The sequence below is a fragment of the Vibrio neonatus genome (assembly GCF_024346975.1).
GTDB lineage: Bacteria > Pseudomonadota > Gammaproteobacteria > Enterobacterales > Vibrionaceae > Vibrio > Vibrio neonatus.
Map to the genome: position 1 here is coordinate 1,342,798 of NZ_AP024885.1, position 18,836 is coordinate 1,361,633.

General features: G+C 43.0%; 16 protein-coding genes. 5 read left to right on the top strand and 11 right to left on the bottom strand.

Translation table 11 applies throughout. From position 1 onward, the window contains the following. Nucleotides 1–3: 3 nt before the first annotated feature. Both ccoO and ccoN read right to left on the bottom strand, forming a co-directional pair. On the bottom strand, nucleotides 4–624 hold the full coding sequence (gene ccoO, locus OCU38_RS06275) for a cytochrome-c oxidase, cbb3-type subunit II (RefSeq protein ID WP_023403946.1): 621 nt from the start codon (nucleotides 622–624) through the stop codon (nucleotides 4–6). Between the two features lie 11 nt (nucleotides 625–635). Beyond that, nucleotides 636–2,066 (bottom strand): cytochrome-c oxidase, cbb3-type subunit I, encoded by a 1,431-nt coding sequence (gene ccoN, locus OCU38_RS06280; protein ID WP_023403947.1) that lies wholly within the window; start codon nucleotides 2,064–2,066, stop codon nucleotides 636–638. A gap of 255 nt (nucleotides 2,067–2,321) precedes the next feature. Here ccoN and OCU38_RS06285 point away from each other — a divergent pair, with 255 nt between their 5' ends. After that, entirely contained in the window at nucleotides 2,322–2,684 is a 363-nt protein-coding gene (locus OCU38_RS06285) for a hypothetical protein (protein ID WP_261824196.1), read from the top strand. A 19-nt stretch (nucleotides 2,685–2,703) separates the two neighbouring features. Here OCU38_RS06285 and OCU38_RS06290 read toward each other — a convergent pair whose 3' ends face one another. After that, nucleotides 2,704–3,900 (bottom strand): MFS transporter, encoded by a 1,197-nt coding sequence (locus OCU38_RS06290; protein ID WP_261824197.1) that lies wholly within the window; start codon nucleotides 3,898–3,900, stop codon nucleotides 2,704–2,706. 206 nt (nucleotides 3,901–4,106) lie between these two features. Here OCU38_RS06290 and OCU38_RS06295 point away from each other — a divergent pair, with 206 nt between their 5' ends. Continuing rightward, nucleotides 4,107–5,063: a polysaccharide lyase gene (locus OCU38_RS06295; protein WP_261824198.1), complete on the top strand. Its 957-nt coding sequence runs from the start codon at nucleotides 4,107–4,109 to the stop codon at nucleotides 5,061–5,063. A gap of 870 nt (nucleotides 5,064–5,933) precedes the next feature. Beyond that, nucleotides 5,934–7,286: an ISNCY family transposase gene (locus tag OCU38_RS06300; protein WP_261824199.1), complete on the top strand. Its 1,353-nt coding sequence runs from the start codon at nucleotides 5,934–5,936 to the stop codon at nucleotides 7,284–7,286. 239 nt (nucleotides 7,287–7,525) lie between these two features. Here OCU38_RS06300 and OCU38_RS06305 read toward each other — a convergent pair whose 3' ends face one another. Continuing rightward, nucleotides 7,526–7,825 carry a DUF3634 family protein gene (locus OCU38_RS06305; RefSeq protein ID WP_261824200.1) on the bottom strand — a complete coding sequence of 100 codons (300 nt, stop codon included), beginning with the start codon at nucleotides 7,823–7,825 and terminating at the stop codon, nucleotides 7,526–7,528. 27 nt (nucleotides 7,826–7,852) lie between these two features. After that, nucleotides 7,853–8,302 carry a macrodomain Ter protein MatP gene (gene matP / locus OCU38_RS06310; protein WP_023404668.1) on the bottom strand — a complete coding sequence of 150 codons (450 nt, stop codon included), beginning with the start codon at nucleotides 8,300–8,302 and terminating at the stop codon, nucleotides 7,853–7,855. 220 nt (nucleotides 8,303–8,522) lie between these two features. On the opposite strand from matP, the gene OCU38_RS06315 reads away from it, so the two are divergent. Then, on the top strand, nucleotides 8,523–10,175 hold the full coding sequence (locus OCU38_RS06315) for a S16 family serine protease (protein ID WP_261824201.1): 1,653 nt from the start codon (nucleotides 8,523–8,525) through the stop codon (nucleotides 10,173–10,175). Between the two features lie 67 nt (nucleotides 10,176–10,242). After that, complete coding sequence (gene fabA / locus OCU38_RS06320) at nucleotides 10,243–10,773, top strand: bifunctional 3-hydroxydecanoyl-ACP dehydratase/trans-2-decenoyl-ACP isomerase (RefSeq protein ID WP_021715089.1); 531 nt, start codon at nucleotides 10,243–10,245, stop codon at nucleotides 10,771–10,773. A 182-nt stretch (nucleotides 10,774–10,955) separates the two neighbouring features. Here the strand turns inward: fabA and rmf are convergent, their stop codons facing one another. From rmf to OCU38_RS06350, 6 genes are all read right to left on the bottom strand, one after another. Next, nucleotides 10,956–11,129 (bottom strand): ribosome modulation factor, encoded by a 174-nt coding sequence (rmf, locus tag OCU38_RS06325; RefSeq protein ID WP_023404671.1) that lies wholly within the window; start codon nucleotides 11,127–11,129, stop codon nucleotides 10,956–10,958. A 214-nt stretch (nucleotides 11,130–11,343) separates the two neighbouring features. Further along, complete coding sequence (locus OCU38_RS06330; protein ID WP_261824202.1) at nucleotides 11,344–13,320, bottom strand: DUF3466 family protein; 1,977 nt, start codon at nucleotides 13,318–13,320, stop codon at nucleotides 11,344–11,346. A gap of 6 nt (nucleotides 13,321–13,326) precedes the next feature. Continuing rightward, nucleotides 13,327–15,252: an ABC transporter ATP-binding protein gene (locus tag OCU38_RS06335; RefSeq protein WP_021715086.1), complete on the bottom strand. Its 1,926-nt coding sequence runs from the start codon at nucleotides 15,250–15,252 to the stop codon at nucleotides 13,327–13,329. Beyond that, nucleotides 15,230–15,469: a glutaredoxin family protein gene (locus OCU38_RS06340; RefSeq protein WP_261824203.1), complete on the bottom strand. Its 240-nt coding sequence runs from the start codon at nucleotides 15,467–15,469 to the stop codon at nucleotides 15,230–15,232. The genes OCU38_RS06335 and OCU38_RS06340 overlap by 23 nt, the downstream gene beginning before the upstream one ends. Next, nucleotides 15,466–17,607: a bifunctional 23S rRNA (guanine(2069)-N(7))-methyltransferase RlmK/23S rRNA (guanine(2445)-N(2))-methyltransferase RlmL gene (rlmKL, locus tag OCU38_RS06345; protein WP_261824204.1), complete on the bottom strand. Its 2,142-nt coding sequence runs from the start codon at nucleotides 17,605–17,607 to the stop codon at nucleotides 15,466–15,468. Before rlmKL ends, OCU38_RS06340 begins: the two co-directional genes overlap by 4 nt. A 585-nt stretch (nucleotides 17,608–18,192) precedes the next feature. After that, on the bottom strand, nucleotides 18,193–18,735 hold the full coding sequence (locus tag OCU38_RS06350; RefSeq protein ID WP_021715083.1) for a cell division protein ZapC: 543 nt from the start codon (nucleotides 18,733–18,735) through the stop codon (nucleotides 18,193–18,195). Between the last annotated feature and the right edge of the window lie 101 nt (nucleotides 18,736–18,836).

Consider the following 18,836-nt stretch of genomic DNA (forward strand, 5'->3'; position numbering starts at 1 on the left):
CCCTTATTTCATCGCATGGCCAAGAGATTGCAGGTAGGCGATCAGAGCATCCATCTCTGTTTTACCTGCTACGTCTTGCTGCGCGGATTGAACTTGCTCGTCGGTGTACGGGACGCCAAATTGATTTTTGAAGATCTCTAGTTTCTTCTGGGTCAATTTGCCATCTAATACGTTCTCTTCAAGCCAAGGGAAACCAGGCATGTTCGACTCTGGCACCAACTCTCTAGGGTTGATCAGGTGTACGCGGTGCCATTCATCAGAATAACGGCCGCCGACACGAGCCAAATCAGGGCCTGTACGTTTTGAGCCCCATAGGAATGGATGTTCCCAGACACTTTCACCGGCAACTGAGTAGTGGCCGTAACGTTCAGTTTCAGAGCGGAAAGGGCGAATCATCTGGCTATGACAAACCGTACAGCCTTCACGGATGTAGATGTCACGACCTTCCATTTCTAATGCTGAGTACACTCTAAGGTTCTTCACCGGTTCAGTGGTTTGCTTTTGGAAAATCAACGGAGTGATTTCGACCAATGCCCCCAAACTGATTGCAAACACAATCAAGATTGCCATTAAGCCAACGTTCTTCTCAACGAGCTCGTGGCGATTTTTTGAATTGTTAGCCATCTTATCGTCTCCTATTGTGCAGGTTGAGGAATAGCTTTCAGGCTATTCTTGGGAGCGTTGATAGTCTTGTAGGTGTTGTATGCCATTAAAAACATACCCGACAAGAAGATGGCGCCACCGATAAAGCGCACCGTATAGTACGGATAAGACGCTTGCACAGATTCGACAAAGCTGTAAGTCAAGGTGCCGTCAGCGTTAACACTGCGCCACATCAAGCCTTGCATTACACCTGAAATCCACATTGCAACGATGTACAAAACGGTGCCAACAGTGGCTAACCAGAAGTGCACATTGATAAGGCTGACCGAGTACATGCGCTCTTGGCCAAACAGTTTCGGTACCAAGTGGTACACCGAACCAATAGATACCATCGCCACCCAGCCTAATGCGCCAGAGTGTACGTGACCAATGGTCCAGTCGGTGTAGTGTGACAGTGCGTTTACTGTCTTAATTGCCATCATTGGCCCTTCAAAGGTCGACATACCGTAGAAAGAAAGCGAGACAATTAAGAAACGTAGAATTGGGTCGTAACGCAATTTATGCCAAGCGCCAGATAGGGTCATAATACCGTTGATCATGCCACCCCAAGACGGAGCGAACAGAACCAAAGACATCACCATACCTAACGATTGAGTCCAATCAGGAAGTGCCGTGTAGTGTAGGTGGTGTGGACCTGCCCAAATGTACAAAGAAACCAGTGCCCAAAAGTGAACGATAGAAAGACGGTATGAATAAACGGGACGTTCAGCTTGTTTGGGTACGAAGTAATACATCATACCAAGGAAACCAGCCGTTAATAGGAAGCCTACTGCATTGTGTCCGTACCACCACTGTACCATGGCATCCACTGCGCCAGAGTAGATAGAGTAAGACTTCATGCCAGAAACAGGAATCGCTAAGCTATTGACGATATGTAGGACAGCAACGGTCAGAATGAAGGCTCCAAAGAACCAGTTAGCAACGTAAATATGCGATGTTTTACGCTTGATGAGAGTTCCAAAGAACACCACAGCATAAGCTACCCAAACGATAGTGATTGCGATATCGATTGGCCATTCAAGTTCTGCGTATTCCTTGCCTGAGGTAAACCCAAGCGGCAGTGAAATAGCAGCGGCTAAAATGATCGCCTGCCAACCCCAGAAGGTGAATGCCACTAACGGGCCACCAAATAGGCGTGCTTGACAGGTACGTTGAACCACATAATAAGATGTGGCGAATAGGGCGCTTGTACCAAACGCAAAGATAACTGCGTTTGTGTGAAGCGGTCGTAGACGGGAGTAGGTTAACCACGGCGTATCAAAGTTAAGCTGTGGCCAAACCAACTGAGCGGCAATCAAAACACCCACACCCATTCCGACAATACCCCACAAAATTGTGACTAAGGTAAATTGACGAACTACGGTGTAGTTGTAGTTTTGTTCAAGCTGCTTTTCTTGGCTCATTTGCATGCTTCCAATTATTAGTAACTACACTTTTCCAACACAACGCCAACAAGTTGACGCACGACAAATATCACCAAAATCAAAGGCAAATGAGTTAAAGTTACTCTAATTCCTAAAATCCATTTTAAAAGGCGACATTAACACCAAGAATTATACGGATTTAACATTTGAATGACAGGTGTTTAACGTTGGGTATGGTTAGAGTTTTACGATTTAATGTAAAAAGTTTGAAGTTTGTTACAAAGGAAGCATTTAATGGCTGCAGAAAAATTGACCAAAGGGCGTTTAATTCAAATTATTGTGACTTTTTCGGTGCTTATCATCGCCTTTAGTTGGCGAACTTTTACGCACGATCAAAGTAATGTCATCAAAAAAATGGAATGCAACATAGAAGAAAGCTGTCGAATAACGTTAAATAATAAAGAATATCAGTTAGATTTAGACGTAAAAAACAGTCAATTTAAGCTTACAACAGATAGAAGTGATAAAAATAAAGGCTTTGTGGAGTTTAAAGGGGCTACCTACCAAATATCAGAGTTTATTGGGGTAGATAGCCTTGATAATTTCGATTTTACTATAAAAAATGGTCAACATAGCATCAATGTAAATGTTAAATAAGGGTGATATTTAACATTGATTAATGATCCACTGCGACTTTTACATCTCTGGCGCTTAACGCGCCAAAAAACGCACATCCACAACCGACAATAGCAATGCTCCACAAAGACAATGCCCAACTGCCGCTGCTTTGATAAAAATACCCAAGCAGTGGTGGCCCTATGGTCGCAATCCCATAGCCAATACTTTGTGACATGGCAGAGAGCGCTGCAGCTTGAGGGGCGTTGTGGGTGCGTAATCCTATAAATGAAAGACCAATAACAAAGGTCGCACAGTTAAAGAAACCGAACATCAGTGTCCATAATATGGCCCATTGCGGAACATAGAGGGTGCCAAGGGTGGCGATCACTGCGCCCATTGCGGTGCCGACAAACAACCACTTGGTGCTCTTTAATATGGATAGGAACGGAATTAACACTAAGCCAGGCAACATAGTGGCAAACTGTAATAAGCCATAGATGTAGCCCGCTTCAGTTTCTGTCATACCGTGATCGATTAAAATCTTTGGTAGCCAACCGGCGAAAGAATAGAAAGTAAAAGAGTTTAGCCCTAATGCCAATGTCACTTGCCAAGCGATTGGGCTTCGTAATAATTGTTTGATATTTATGGGTTTATGCGATTCATTGCGACTTTTATCTTTGGCTGAAAATAGCCAAAAAACCAATGCAATGAACACCAGTAGCAAGTTAAATAGCAATGCAAACTGCCATCCAGAAATCGACGAAAACACTGTGCTTGAAAAAGACCAATGCGATAAAGGTACCATCGCCGTAGACGATAGCGCTGAGCCTATTCCCATAGTAAAGGTATATAAAGAGCTAACCACCGCAATACGCGCAGGAAAACTGACTTTAACCGCCACAGGAAGCAATACGTTGCCCACCGCAATACCGGCACCGATGAATACTGTGCCTATATAGAGGCTATATACATCACCATAGGAGCGTAAACATACACCGAAGAATATGGAGAGCAACGCAATGCAGATACTGTTCTTAAGCCCAGCATATTTGAGTATGACAAGCGCGAACGGAGAGATAAGTGCAAATGAAAGCAGCGGTAGTGAAGATAACATCCCCAAAATGGTTGAGCTTAGATGCAACTGGGTCATTATTTGGTCGAGCAAAGGCGCAAGACTGGTAAACGGGCCGCGTAAATTTGCCGCCAGCAATAGAATTCCGATAAAGGCGAGGGTATGTTTGCGTGAGAGAGCCACGATGTTTCCTAACGAAGAACGAGCAGCGAGTATAAGCCTTTGCCAAGCCGTTGTTGAGCTTTAATCGACGGTCTATCCTTAAATCTATTCGTTCACCGTAAATAAAACTGAAACATTTGCCAAAAGAGTTGATGCTAGGCGCGCTTTGCTCTTTTTCTAAGTGTTACACTCATACTTAATTCATTTCTAGTGCTTACGGAAATAGCATGCTTAAAAAACTACTCACATTAAATGCCTTTCTTATTTTAAGCGGTTGTACTTCTACTAGTGACGTTGCGCCAAAGCCCATGCTCCATACTCAAAGCGGTGAGGTTATTGTGAGTCAAACTAAATTAAAAGCCGATGGCCCAGGTGGAGAAGATACTTATACCTTGATTCGCAATGCTTTTGGCCCTCGCTCTATTGAAGCCCCTGATCTGTATGGCAGTGCTAATCATGCAGGTGCGCCGCACATTACGGAAGCGGTTGACGAGACTGTAGGTAACTATTTTAAATTCGTTATTCATAGAGATGATGATCATGACCGTGATGTACTGTCAAAAAGCGATCGTCAGCGTAACGAAATCAAAGTGTATGGCCGTTCTGATTCGTCATTGAAAGGTTACTTAGGCACTACTTTTGAGTATCGCTGGAAATTCAGAATTGGTGATAATCTCGCGGTAACAAAGCACTTTACCCATATTTTCCAACTTAAAGCTGTAAAAGGTAAAGGCAGTGATGCTATCACCAGTTCACCTATATTGACTTTGACCGCCAACGTACGCCAAGGAAAAAGTGGCTTAGAAGTACGACATGTTCGCTACAACGATAATAAAACGGGGACAGTTAATAAAACTCTCTATCACTCCGTTCGTCACGATGTAGATTGGAAAAATGATCTTCGTGGGCACTGGTTTGAAGTGTACGTCAAAGCAAACTACGCCGAGTCGGGCAGTTTATATATGACCGTCACACCACTGGGTGAAACAACGCCTATGATTGAAGTAAACGAAAGTAATATCGAAATGTGGCGCTCTGGTGATGACGCAAGCCATGCTAACTTTGTGCGACCTAAATGGGGTATCTATCGCTCATTAAAAGCCATCGATCAGCTGAATAAAGAAGAAGACGAAGTGGATTTTGCTGATTTTGAAGTGACTCAGGTTAAGCCAGTTACGGAGTAAGTGTCATTAGCTAAACATAAGCATAATTGAGCATCAGTGATAAATATCGCTGATGTTTTACTTATTCTAATGCACTATAACTAAGTGGTTATCGAGTATAATTTGTCATACTAACCATTGTTTTTTGAGGTTAAACTTAAATATATTCAATAGGATAGCGGTGATTTTACTACTTGTGTAGAGAAAAAGAGTTTCGGTAATCTAAGTTTATAGAGACGGAATATAGACTAAGCTGATCGTCGGTATGATTGGGGCTAATGGGTTAATAATCTAACTGTGTTGAATGCTGCATTTTGCTCTAGAAATCTCTTGCTTTGTAACTTAGTCATTCAAGTCGCTGTTATGGATACGCCCGTATAGATTGCACTTGCTGAATTTTAAAGGAGTGTTGGTTAGAACGTAATTAGGTGGTCACAAATAGCCTAGTAAATGGCTAAAGTTATTAGGTTAATCGAACGAAGCTAACAATGATATTTGAGCGACTGCCAATTAGTACAATCTTAGTGCAATACGGTTTTGTTCGGTGACATTGTTTGGAAATAAGGAGAGCGGTATTAACGACAAACAAATGGCAAGCGATCATCTTTAACGGATGTTATCGCATTGAATGAGTTAACGAGCAGGTACAAATGCTCAAGTGACCACTAAACGAAAAAGAGGGGCTAAACAAACAGAGATAGCAAAGCTGCAGATATAAGATAACCGGTTCAATAAACCCTATTTAACATAATATACATAATGCGCACTTAAATTGTAAGTCCAAAGTTGTAATGTCACTTTTTATCAAAGTTAAAATGTCACTATAACTGAGTCTTGAACTATCGTTTTAATATCTGACTTAGTTTTGGAGGCTTAGGAATGTTGATAGCTATGAGTGATAATGAAATCGATCGTCTTAAAGTAATTCAAGATGTATGTGAACGCCGACTCCGCCGTATTGATGCGGCTGAACTTTTAAATCTTAGTGTTAGACAAGTTCAACGTCTGATGAATCGGCTACGCCAATATGGCGCAGCCGGTTTGTCTCATAAGTCACGAGGTAAACCCAGCAATAATAAACTCCCATCGGATTATCGAAGTTATATTTTAGATACTATTACTCAGTATTATCCTGATTTTGGTCCTTCGTTGGCTCATGAAAAATTATCTGAAATCCATAACCTCCGAGTATCTGTTGAAACTTTACGGCAATGGATGATAGCTGATGGCCTCTGGATCCCTCATTCTCAACGTAAGCCCCGAGTTTACCAACCACGTTATCGTCGAGATTGCCTTGGTGAACTAATTCAAATTGATGGCTCTCACCATGACTGGTTTGAAGGACGCAGTGATAAGTGTTGTCTTCTGGTGTTTATTGACGATGCCACTGGTCGCCTAATGAACCTTCGTTTCAGTGAAACTGAGTCTGCATTTGACTATATGCTTGCGACTCGTGAATACCTGAATGAACACGGAAAACCAGTTGCGTTCTACAGCGATAAACACTCGATATTTCGTGTAAATCAAGAAAAACATAAACGTGTTGGTGAAACGCAATATGGCCGTATTCTTAGAGAGCTTGGCATTGAGTTAATATGTGCTAATAGCTCTCAAGCTAAAGGCCGTGTTGAGCGAGCTAATTTGACGCTTCAAGATCGTTTAGTTAAGGAAATGAGACTACAAGGTATTAATACCATTGAGGAAGCTAATACATGGTTGCCCTACTTTATTGACGACTTTAACCTCCGTTTTAGTAAGCCTGCAAACTACCCAAAAGACATGCACCGTAAGGTTCGCGAATCTTCTGAAGAACTTGATGATATCTTTAGTTGGCAAGAAACAAGAAAGCTCTCAAATGCACTGACATTCCAGTATGACAAGGTTGTTTACCTAATTGAAAACACTGAAGAAAACGCTCGATTGGTTCATGAAACAGTGAAAGTACTCGACTATCCAGATGGACATATTGCCATTTGTTATGGCTACAAAAAGCTTAACTTCAAAATCTTCGATAAGTTAGAAAATGTAAATCAAGCTCAAATAGTCGATAACAAACGTTTAGGCAATGTACTGAAGTTTGCTAAGCAAAAACAAGATGACTTTGATGAACAACAAAAACGCAGTAGAAGTAAAAAATCACCAAGACGAAAAGCCCAACAACGAGCTTTAAAAGAACAACTCAGGGCTATTAATCCAGTTCTAACCAATCCTGAGTTATTCAAATCCTCCAATACCAAAGAATAGTCAATCTTTAAAAAGTGACATTTCTAATTAGAAAAATAGAGAGACATTTTTAAATTGGATTGACATAAATATAGTGCTTATAAATCAATTAGCTACCTTGTTCTTCCATGGTTCTTGCCGTGCGTATAACTATATTGTGCAGTACGCACTGTTATTGCTTAACGCTTACTGCACCTCTATCTATACAACGCGGTAAATTGTAATGCTCTTTTAAACAATGCACTCAAACACAAATGCGATTAACGCTTTTTAGCTTGCGCTTTTGCGTTTGGTAATGCGTTACGTAAAATGTGGCGTGTTTTGTTCGGTACATTTTTGGAAAACTTCACACGAAACTGTTTTCTAGTTTTGTAGATTTTAACTGTGCCATTAAATGGATGTTGCTTGGCAATGTCTTTGCATCTGTGTAGAAACGTTTTATCAATCCCTGCTGAATGTGAGCTAACTTCACCGTCTTTAAAGACCAGTTTCATTTTAGGTTTGTCGTAAAGGATGATCGCAAAAATTAATGCGGCCGCAACTAAAATGACGTACAACATGCTTTATCTCCTACTTATAGATAATGATTAGTCGGCTAAGAGTTTATTGAGATCTTCTTTAAGGAGATTCACTTTTTCATTGGCTTTTTCACTGCGCTGGGCTTCACTGAGCAAGTATTCAATGGCATCTGATAAGGTACAGCCAAGTTCGTTGGCTCGATAAGAGAGTTTTTCCCAAACGCGGTAGTCTAAATCAATGGATTTCTTACGTGTATGAACTTGTTCGGCGTTAAAATGGCGCTTTCGTTTAGCTCGAATCGCTTGTTTGAGCTTGTTATCAAGCTCGATGGACATGTGCTTATCAATCCACTCTAAAACTTGAACCGGTTCGTGTTCAATGGCGCGCAGTAGTTCAACCGCGGCAGCATCAGCGCTACTGTCAATATGGCGAGTGATTGTTTCTCCTTCTTTCCATTTTTTGACCAGGTAGTTCCATTTCCAACCACATTCTAGGTTTTCTAGCTGTTGATATTTCATGAGTTTAAAGTTAAGTCCATTCATTTAAAGGCATACAGTGACAGCGTAACCCTAGACGATGATTTTGACAATGAGATGACTTCTGATATTTGTGATAAAGCACAAAATGATGCAACGTGTCGTAAAAATGACCTTCAATAAAGCGTGAAAGCACTATTTTTCGGGTTATCTTTTATTACCTTAGGTATACTAGCGCCATAGTATATTTTAGTAAGCATTTATGAAATCCATAGATTGGCGCCTCGCTACCCCTCAACATGATATAGACTCAAGTCGTACATTGTTTCAATACACTGAAACGCCTTTTATTGCACTGCAGCCACGCTTAGACGCAACGCTGAAACGATTTGTCGTTCTTGGACAAAGAGCTCCTTTACTTGCCATCAACAGTTCAGATACTGTTTTGTCGCGTAAAGAAATCACATCGGTGCTGTCTACATTGACTGATTTATCTGTGCTACACAGTGAAACGCTTTCAGCTGAAGAATTATTCGGTAGTTACATTGTCACAGACTCTGGAGAGGTGCAATCGACCACAGGTTTGCTCGAACAACAGCATAATGGGTATCTGCTTATTTCAGCAAATGCTTTGTTGGTTCAACCCACTACTCTATTAGCCATTCGTTCACTGCTCGCTGGCGAAGCGGTTTCTCGCATCAACACTGGTAAAACGGGTTATGCGCCTAATCAGCGCTTTACCAGTTCAGTAAGAGTGATTGTGGTTGGCGATCGAAGCCAACTGGCAGACTTAGACTATTTAGATCCTGCATTTTCATCTTCACATACCATGTTTACTGAAGTTGAAATGGATGTGCGCATTGATGCGACAACCGTTGCCGCTTACTTAGGTTATGTTGCTTGTGTAGCGCGCAGCGCTGGACTGCCGGATATGTCAGCCGGAGCTATCTATAATTTTCTGACTGCGGGTGCGCGAGTTTGTGAAGAACAGCACTTTGTACCACTGTCATCCTCATGGATTCAGTCTTTATTGATTGAAGCATCCATTGAATCAGCAGCGGAAAGCATCGAACCTAAATGTATTGAATCTAAGCATATTGATGCTGCGTTAGATGCGCGTTATTACCGTGAATCGTATCTTCCTAATCGAGCGCTAGACGATATCCTTGATGGACAGGTATTGATTCAAACCGAAGGTAAACAAGTGGGTCAAGTCAATGGCCTGACTGTGGTTGATATGCCGGGACACCCGGTTTCTTACGGTGAGCCTGCTCGAATTTCCTGTGTGATTCACTTTGGTGACGGCGACGTTTCCGATGTTGAGCGCAAAGCTGAACTGGGCGGCAATCTGCATGCTAAAGGCATGATGATTATGCAGGCATTTCTCAGTAGCGCACTGGATTTAGATGAACCACTGCCATATTCAGCGTCAATTGTATTTGAACAATCGTACAGTGAAGTTGATGGTGACAGCGCTTCGTTGGCAGAGCTGTGTGCTTTTGTCAGTGCATTATCAGGTTATGAAATAAATCAAAATATCGCTGTGACTGGCGCGGTTGATCAGTTTGGTCGTGTACAGGCTGTAGGCGGACTTAATGAAAAAATTGAAGGTTTCTTCTATGTGTGCGCTCACCAAGGGTTAACGGGCGAACAAGGTGTTATCTTACCCAAATCTAATCTACGTCATTTATCTTTACATAAAGACGTAGTCGAGGCGATAAAACAAGGCAAGTTCCACATTTGGAGCGTAGAGGATGTTCATCAAGCTCTGCCTATTATCACCGGACAACAATTTAGCGGCGACTGCGAAGATACGATTCTCAATAAGATTGCAGAACGCATCGACAGGCTCAATCAGCATGATTTAGGCGAAAGTTTGCTTGAACGCTTAAAAAGAAGGCTGTTTAGAGACTGATCGGAGTTGTAAGTACCATACTGCATCACATAAGATGCAGGTTCAAAAAATCTGGAGACTCAATACAATGCAACAAAAACCTTGCGATATCGCAAACTCATATGATCGTGATGACCTATTAGCATCAAGCCGTGGTGAACTATTTGGCCCTCAAGGTCCACAACTACCTGCGCCTAACATGCTGATGATGGACCGTGTGACTAAAATGTCACAAACCGAAGGTGAGTTTGGCAAAGGTCTTATTACTGCAGAATTAGATATTACTCCAGACCTATGGTTTTTCGATTGCCACTTCCCTGGTGACCCAGTAATGCCTGGTTGTCTTGGACTTGACGCAATGTGGCAACTGGTTGGTTTCTTCCTTGGCTGGATTGGCGGCGAAGGTAAAGGACGCGCACTAGGTGTAGGTGAAGTTAAATTCACAGGCCAAGTATTGCCAACCGCGAAAAAAGTGACTTACGAAATCCATATGAAGCGCGTAGTCAACCGCAAACTGGTTATGGGCATGGCTGATGGCCGCGTTCTAGTTGACGGTAAAGAAATCTACGTTGCTAAAGATCTTAAAGTGGGCTTATTTAAAGACACTTCTAAGTTCTAAGTTCAGTCACAGAACATCTTTTTCAAAGCCACGATATTTATCGTGGCTTTTTTGTTTTCTGCCCTATTGAATTTGTACTGTGGCTCGAATGCTTAATGGTATGATATTTTTGGATAAATATATTTAGTTATAGTGCGTTAGAGTGGTAAAAACAAACCCCTTTATGGGGTCTGCTCCTAAGGCTATTTATAAAGACCGGACTCTAGGTCACCTTTCGCGTCTCGCCAACCTCCCAACCATTGTGATTTAGCGTCTGTCTGTTGATATGGGCAAGTATCACTTGAGCGACCATTAAGCCCCGCTTTGTAACCTTGGGACTGTGCTCTCTCAAGACGGTCGCGTTTTTGTCTCTTCATAGTTAAATCCTCTAACCTTTCGATAAACAAATGGGCAAATCACCTTTTATTTCAACAAACGGTTGCTGAACTGCGAAACTCTACTGTAGTCGCAAGATGGAAAACACCCTTTATAAGATTCGTTCAAAAATGAACTTTTCTCAAGGTTAAAAAAAGGACAATATCCGAATTGTGATATTGTCCCTTATTCTTCGATTTAAAATCGCGCTACATTTTATTTTTTAATGCGACGTCGTAAGCCGACTAAGCCTAACAAACCGATCATCCATGGTCCTAAACTGCCACCTTGGCGAGTGATCTGCTCTTCAGCAACACTACGCGGAGTAATTGTTGCGGTTGCGGTATCGTCATTAAGGTCAACGGTTGGCACCAGCTTAACGGCAACAATGGTTTCAACACCTTTGCCTTCGCCACAATAGGCGTTATGTCCGGTATTGTCGTAACCACCGGCACAATATAAAGCTGTCGCTGAGATCTCACCGTTATCGTTAATATCTGATGCTGCAATGATGCGGTAATGGTTGTTTGTACCATCAGTAACTTCATCATTGGTCAAATCATCCAGCCACCAAGCGCGGTTTTCAAACAATTTACGACGAGCATCATGGGTGCCGTTAAAATCATAAGGGTTAATAAAACCACGGTGTCTACGTTGCTTACCGCCGTATTCACGCGCTGTTTCAGCATCGATAGTACCGACGATTTCATTGTAGTTATTCACCGCTTGCGCTTCACCGCCAGAGCCTCTAAAGAAAATAGACTCTCCCGTATCGGCTAAGTATTTAGCCGTAGGCGTATCTAGACTCGCATCTGCAACAAACATTCGGTTGGCCGCTGCGCCATTTTCCGGAATATAACCGCTGCGTTTTGATTCACCAATAACCAATAAGTTGTTATTGATGTCGGTCGCTTTAGTATTGGAATAGATGAAATCACTGCCGCTTTTCACTTTAGCGCCGTTGATAAATACGGTTTTCCAAGCTTCAGATTGCGTGATATCAAAGTCACCACTGTCTTCATCTGGAACAAAAATTGCAGCTTGCATCATTAGGTTGTTATCATCACGATCTGTGTTGTAACCGACCAAAACAGGCTTGCCGTTATATTTAGTTTCGTCAGGATTGGTGCCGTCTTCGTTTGGAATGAGAGTGTTATCTGGCACTACTGCGCCGCGAACACTAGACATATAAGACTTAGCATCACGAATCCCAGAATCCTCTTCAGCGGCAGTCATATTCACCCAACCACTGACCGCAACACCTTTGTCTGGCGTAGAGACATCCCAAACAAAGCCTTTAGTCGAGAATGCAAAGTTTTGACAATAACTCTCCGCTCCCGGATCATCAATTGCCGTACCACCACTCATACATAGGCCGACATCACGACCATCGTAGTCTTTACCGCTGTCTCCGTAATCAAACGGCGTGACGGAAGCACTACCGACCACATAGGTCTTACTATCATAAGTAAATGAATCAAATGCCATAGTACGGCCCATCTTAGTGACAATGTCACTAACAGGCTTGCCGTTATTGGTTTCAGCTGGAAGTAATATAGTATCGCCAACAAAACCACGTTCTCTAAACGCTAAGCCGTAATTACCGAAGTCGTAATAACCACTGCTAGTGGTGCCCATAACATCGCCATCAACACTGAATTTGTTGACTACAACATTGTTGGAGCCAGCAACCCACGTACCACCACCAGGTTGATAGGTAGCAGACGGCTCTGTAGTAAATAATTGAGTGGATGCCCCAGGCGTCGAACTATCAGTGAAAGGCGTTGAAAACCCTTTCGCATTGGCTTGGTAGTTATTTTGGTAATACGCTTCTCGTTCGCGCTCTAAACCGCCTTTGTCATTGATACCACGCCATTCTCGTTCAGCCCAGTTTTCACAACTGTTATAACCAAGCTGTTGATAACAGTAGCTTTCTAGATCGTACCAATCGACATAGGTGAACGTATTATCAACCCCAAAAGGCGCTTCATCACGAAATGGAATGCCGTCAGTACCGTCTCGGGTATCGCCAGCCACATTCCCGTTTTCATCTATAGCGCTCGCATAAGATTCAACGCCAAAGTTAGCTGGAACAGTCACCTGCACAACATTATAAAGGTTGGCATTAGCGCCATACGAAGCCATAACCAAACTGGCTACGGCTGAAAGTTTAAAGATACGACTACGGTTCAAAATCTGTTATTCCTGCTGCATTGCTTCAAGCTCTTCCCAGCGCTCAAATGCTATTTCTAGTTCCTGCTCCTTGGAAGCTAACTCCTCAAGCACAGGCTGTGTTTCCTCTACAGGAAGAGAGAAAAAAGCGGAGTCGTTGACTCGTTCCTGTAGACTTTCAATGTGTTCTTCAAGTTGTTCTAGAAGTTGTGGTAGCGATTCTAACTCACGTAGCAACTTATACGACAACTTTTTGCTGTTATTGCGACTTGGTTTGCTACTTGCTTTTTTAGTTGCTTTATCTGTAACCACTACGTCACTTTTGCTTGCCACAAATTCCTGACGAGAGGCTTTCACTTGAGCGCGCTGCTGCTGCGCATCATGGTAACCGCCAACGAACTCCTCGATACGACCATTACCTTCAAAAATCCAACTCGCCATGACCGTGTTGTCCACAAACTCACGGTCGTGACTCACTAAAAGCAACGTCCCCTGATAGTTGGCAAGCAAATCTTCTAAAAGTTCCAATGTTTCGATATCTAAATCGTTGGTTGGTTCATCCAAAACCAATAAATTGTTCGATTTAAGGAAAATTCGCGCTAATAATAGACGGTTTTTCTCGCCGCCAGATAAGGCTTTTACCGGAGAACGCGCACGTCTTGGCGAAAATAAGAAATCTTGCAAGTAACTGAGCGCGTGACGCTCACGTCCGCCCACAGTAACCTCTTGTTTACCATCCGCTAAGTTATCAATAACGGTTTTTTCTGGGTCAAGCGCTTCACGGTATTGGTCAAAATAAGCAATTTCGAGCTTAGTACCGCAATGTAAACGCCCGGTATCGGGTTTAATGTCGCCTAACATCAGTTTAAGCAAGGTACTCTTACCACAACCGTTAGGGCCAATTAGGGCTACCTTATCGCCACGCATCACTGAGAAGCTAAAGTCGTCAATAATGGTTTTACCATCAATAGCGTAGCTAATGTTTTCCGCTTCAAAGACGATTTTGCCACTGCGAGTGCCATCATCAATCTGAATGTTCGCCTTGCCCTGCACTTCAATGCGATCTTTACGTTCACGACGCAATTGTTTCAGCGCTCTCACGCGTCCTTCATTACGCGTACGACGCGCCTTGATGCCCTGACGTATCCAAGTCTCTTCTTGAGCCAGTTTCTTATCAAATTCGGCGTTTTGCGCTTCTTCAACGCGAATCGCTTCTTCTTTATCGATGAGATATTGCTGATAGTTGCCAGGGAATGAAGAAAGCTTGCCTCTATCGAGATCGACAATACGTGTTGCCATTGATTGAATAAAGCTTCTATCGTGCGAAATAAAGATGATTGAACCGCGGAAATCCTTCAAAAAGGTTTCTAGCCATTCAATGGTGGTCACATCAAGGTGGTTGGTTGGCTCATCCAGTAGCAATACATCAGGATCGCACACCAAAGCGCGTGCTAATGCCGCTTTACGCTGCCAGCCACCGGATAAATCTGTTAATAGAGTATTCGCATCCAGTGCCAATGCTTCCAACACATTGGTAATGCGGCTTTCAAAACGCCATGCACCGCTATGATCAAGAGTTTCTTGAACCTTGGATAAACGATTAATGTTCTTTTCGCTTGGGTCTTCTGCCACTAGATCCAACAGATCTTGGTAGATCTTAAGCTGTTTACCGATTTCAGCTAAGCCTTCAGAGACGTATTCATAGACAGTGCCCTGTTGATTACGCGGTGGATCTTGCTCTAAGCGCGAGATAACCACATCTTGAGTTATCTGCATATTGCCATCGTCCATTTGCACGCTGCCTGCAATCACCTTCATTAAGGTGGATTTACCTGCGCCGTTGCGTCCCACGAGACAAACACGTTCGTTTTCTTGTAGCTGAAAATCAGCGTTATCCAGCAGTGGGATATCACCGAAAGCCAATTGACCATTATGAATGGTAAGTAATGCCATTATTGTCTAACCATTGTTGTAATTGTTGTAAATCGAAGGGCCAGTTGAGTTCTTGCTTATTATATTGAACTACAGGTATCGTGACACCGTAACGCGCAAACAAGGCGTCATCAAAAGCAATATCGATAACCTGTAGTTCAATGCCAACTTGGCTGAGCAAGGCATACGCTTGCTCGCAAAGATGACACCCTTCGGTACTGTACAGAGTTACTTTCACTCAGTATCGCCCGCCAGTGTGACTAACCAGCAGTTGTGGATGTGCTTGTTACGCGCAAAATCCAGCGGCAGTGTCTTATCTGAAATATTCTGAGCGCGTAACCCAAGCTCCGCTAACCCTTCCATATCCATTTTAAACTGACGTTTATTGTTGGAGAACACGATAGTGCCCTGTGGACGTAACAAGCGTTTTAGATGCGTCATAAGCTGAATATGGTCGCGTTGAATATCAAAAGTTTGCTTCATACGCTTTGAATTAGAAAACGTTGGTGGATCAATAAAGATCAAATCATACTGACCGGTTGCCGTTTCAAGCCATTGTAAGCAATCGGCTTGGATAAACTCATGTTGTTTACCCTTAATGCCGTTAATAGCTAAATTTTCTTTTGCCCAATCAAGATAGGTATTTGACATATCAATGGTAGTGGTCGACTTAGCGCCGCCAACCGCTGCATGTACCGTGGCACTGCCCGTATAAGCAAATAGGTTTAAGAAATCGCAACCTGCCGCCATTTGACCTATTTTACGGCGCGTCAGTTTGTGATCCAAAAATAGACCCGTATCTAAATAATCAAACAAGTTAACTTTAAGCTTAACGCCATATTCAGACACTTCCATCTGATGCGATTTTTGCGCCAGTTTTTGGTATTGATTAGTGCCCTTTTGTCTTTGACGAACTTTGAGAACCACATTGTTCGCTTCCACGCCCGTCACTTGAATACTGGCACGAATGATGTCAGTAAGGCGACGCTTTGCCGTCTCCGGATCAATTGTTTTAGGCGCAGCGTATTCTTGAATGACTAAGTGACCTGGATACACATCAATAGCCACATTGTAGTCAGGCAAGTCCGCATCATAGATGCGGTAGCAGTCGAGTTGCTCGCGTTTCGCCCATTTGCCAATCTTAGCGATGTTCTTTTTCAGACGGTTGGCAAAATCAGGAGCAACCACGGCTTCTACAGGCTGTGAGTCATTGCCGTTTGTTATCGCTCTTGGCTTATCAGAAATGCCGTAGTTCTTTTGTAGACAGTTTAGCGCGCCGTTATTCACTTTATATTGCTTATCAGCACGCATGCGCAGACAGCTCAATAGCTCGTCAGAGCTTGAGAAAATAGACGCATTCCAACCGCCAAACTCTGCTTTTAACTGGGCGCCAAACTCTGAATATAGAGCAATCAAACCCGGCTCTGTACTTAGTCGCTCACCATAAGGAGGGTTACAAATAATAGAGCCTGTACCGGCGTCTTTAGGCGCAGTAATGCGAGTTGCATCACCCAGTCTAAAGTCGATTAAACCGTCAATTCCGGCGCGAACGGCGTTCTTCTTAGCCGTTTCCAATACTCGCGGATCGTTATCATAACCAATCACCGGCACGTCAAATTTGTTGATGCCGCGACGACCAACCACTTTCGCCTCAGATTTCACTTCAGCCCACAATGCGTAGTCAAAGTCTTTTAGGTTCTCAAGGCTCCAGTTAGTGCGTGCATGACCCGGCGCAACGTTTGCAGCCAGCATAACCGCTTCAATCAGTAACGTACCCGAACCACACATAGGATCGATAAGAGGCGATTGGGTATCCCATCCACTGCGCATAACAATAGAGGCCGCCAGAGTTTCGCGTAAAGGTGCACGACCGGCTTCAGTACGGTAGCCACGCTGGTTAAGACCTTGGCCGACCATATCGATGCCCAGTATGGCGTCATCTCTGTGTAGACGAACATGAATGCGAAGATCTGGACGATCTTTGCTGATCTCAGGTCTTGGTAGGTTTGCTTTAGTGAAAGTATCCACAATCGCATCCTTAACCTTCATCGCGCCATATTGGCTATTACGGATCTGGCCATTGGTACCGTTGAAGTCAACAATAATCGATTTGCCTGCATCAAAATGGTTCTGCCAACGAATCGACATACAAGAGAGGTACAAATCCATGTCATCTTGACACTTAAACTCAGACAGAATTCGCACAAATCGGGACGCGGTTCGACAAGATAAACACGCTCTATAGATCTGTTCTAGGCTCGCCTTAAACCGCACGCCCGCTTGCACGGGTTTTGGGTTTTCAATTCCCAATTTATTAAGTTCTTCTACCAATAGATTTTCTAAGCCATTGGCCGTTACGGCAAGGTATTGATGCATGTTAATCACTAAGCTGCTAATAAAATGGCGTTAATTATAAACTGTAATAGTTTTAAATTCCGATATTTCTCAGTCAAAACCCTCTATTTGTTCATTTCTACAGCAAAGCCAACTGTTGGTTAACTTTCAACAGCTCCGATTAACGCCTTTTTATCTCTAGCCAAAGCAGAACCTGTTTATAGTCATTTTGGCGATAGTGAATACTTATTCGCATGCAATTTGGTCTATACCACCAACCAAAAATAACTGAAAGTTACTTACAAAATAGGCTAAACAAGGAAAAATAAAGGGGAACGCCCCTACTTTTGTATGAAATTAAGACAGGTTTGAGGAAAAAAAGAATGTAAAAAATGTGCGCTTGCAACACCTAATGTCACACTAACGATGTTTAATTGGCGCAAACTTTAAGAATGTGTGAGCTAATCGTATAGTCAACAGTATGAATATTGCGCAAAGAAGTGATGTCCAGACGGTGAAAAGCACGGATGACAGGCAACAAAAAGGCCGTTTTAGCGTGAACTAAAACGGCCTATTCGACATTAATTTGGCTTTTCCCATTACCCTTTTAAACTGGCTGAGGAAAGATTAAGACACCATCTGTATTTGTGCTTGGAAGAACAACGCATTGGCTGAACGCATGCGGTCGTGCATCACTTTGATGGGCTGGCAGAACGAAAGGTGTTTGCTGCCCGTTAAATAGAAGTCTTCGCTATTCACGGACACAACGATACTGGCGGTATCGGAACTCTCAACCACCATAAAGTAACCGGTGTTGTATTCATTCTGCAGCTCCACAACCTCCCCTTCCTGTGGCTGATAGCCATTGGACTGAGTATCAAAAAACCAGCTTTTAGGCTGTACAGGCTTATGGAAGCGTTTAACGGCAACAGCTTTGAGTACCAGCTCAGCTTGGCGAGGGATAGAAAGTGGAAGACCTTTTACGGAGTCTTGGAAGACATGGTAGATATCCGCATCTTCAACAGAAAATTTTTGTGGTTTAAAAGCTGATTCAATAAGCACTTTACGAGGTAAGTTAGAGCGAAATACCATCTCTTCACTTATCTCAAGCATTAGCGAGGATTGCTCCTCGTCGTAGTACCAATTCCATGTATCGTTTAGCTTAAGCATAACCCTGTCCTGTCTTTAAACTCAGTTTAAGTAAGACGCTACACCATCCCTGTTTTACGAGGTCCACGTTACTTTCTGATAATTCTACTAACAGAAAACGA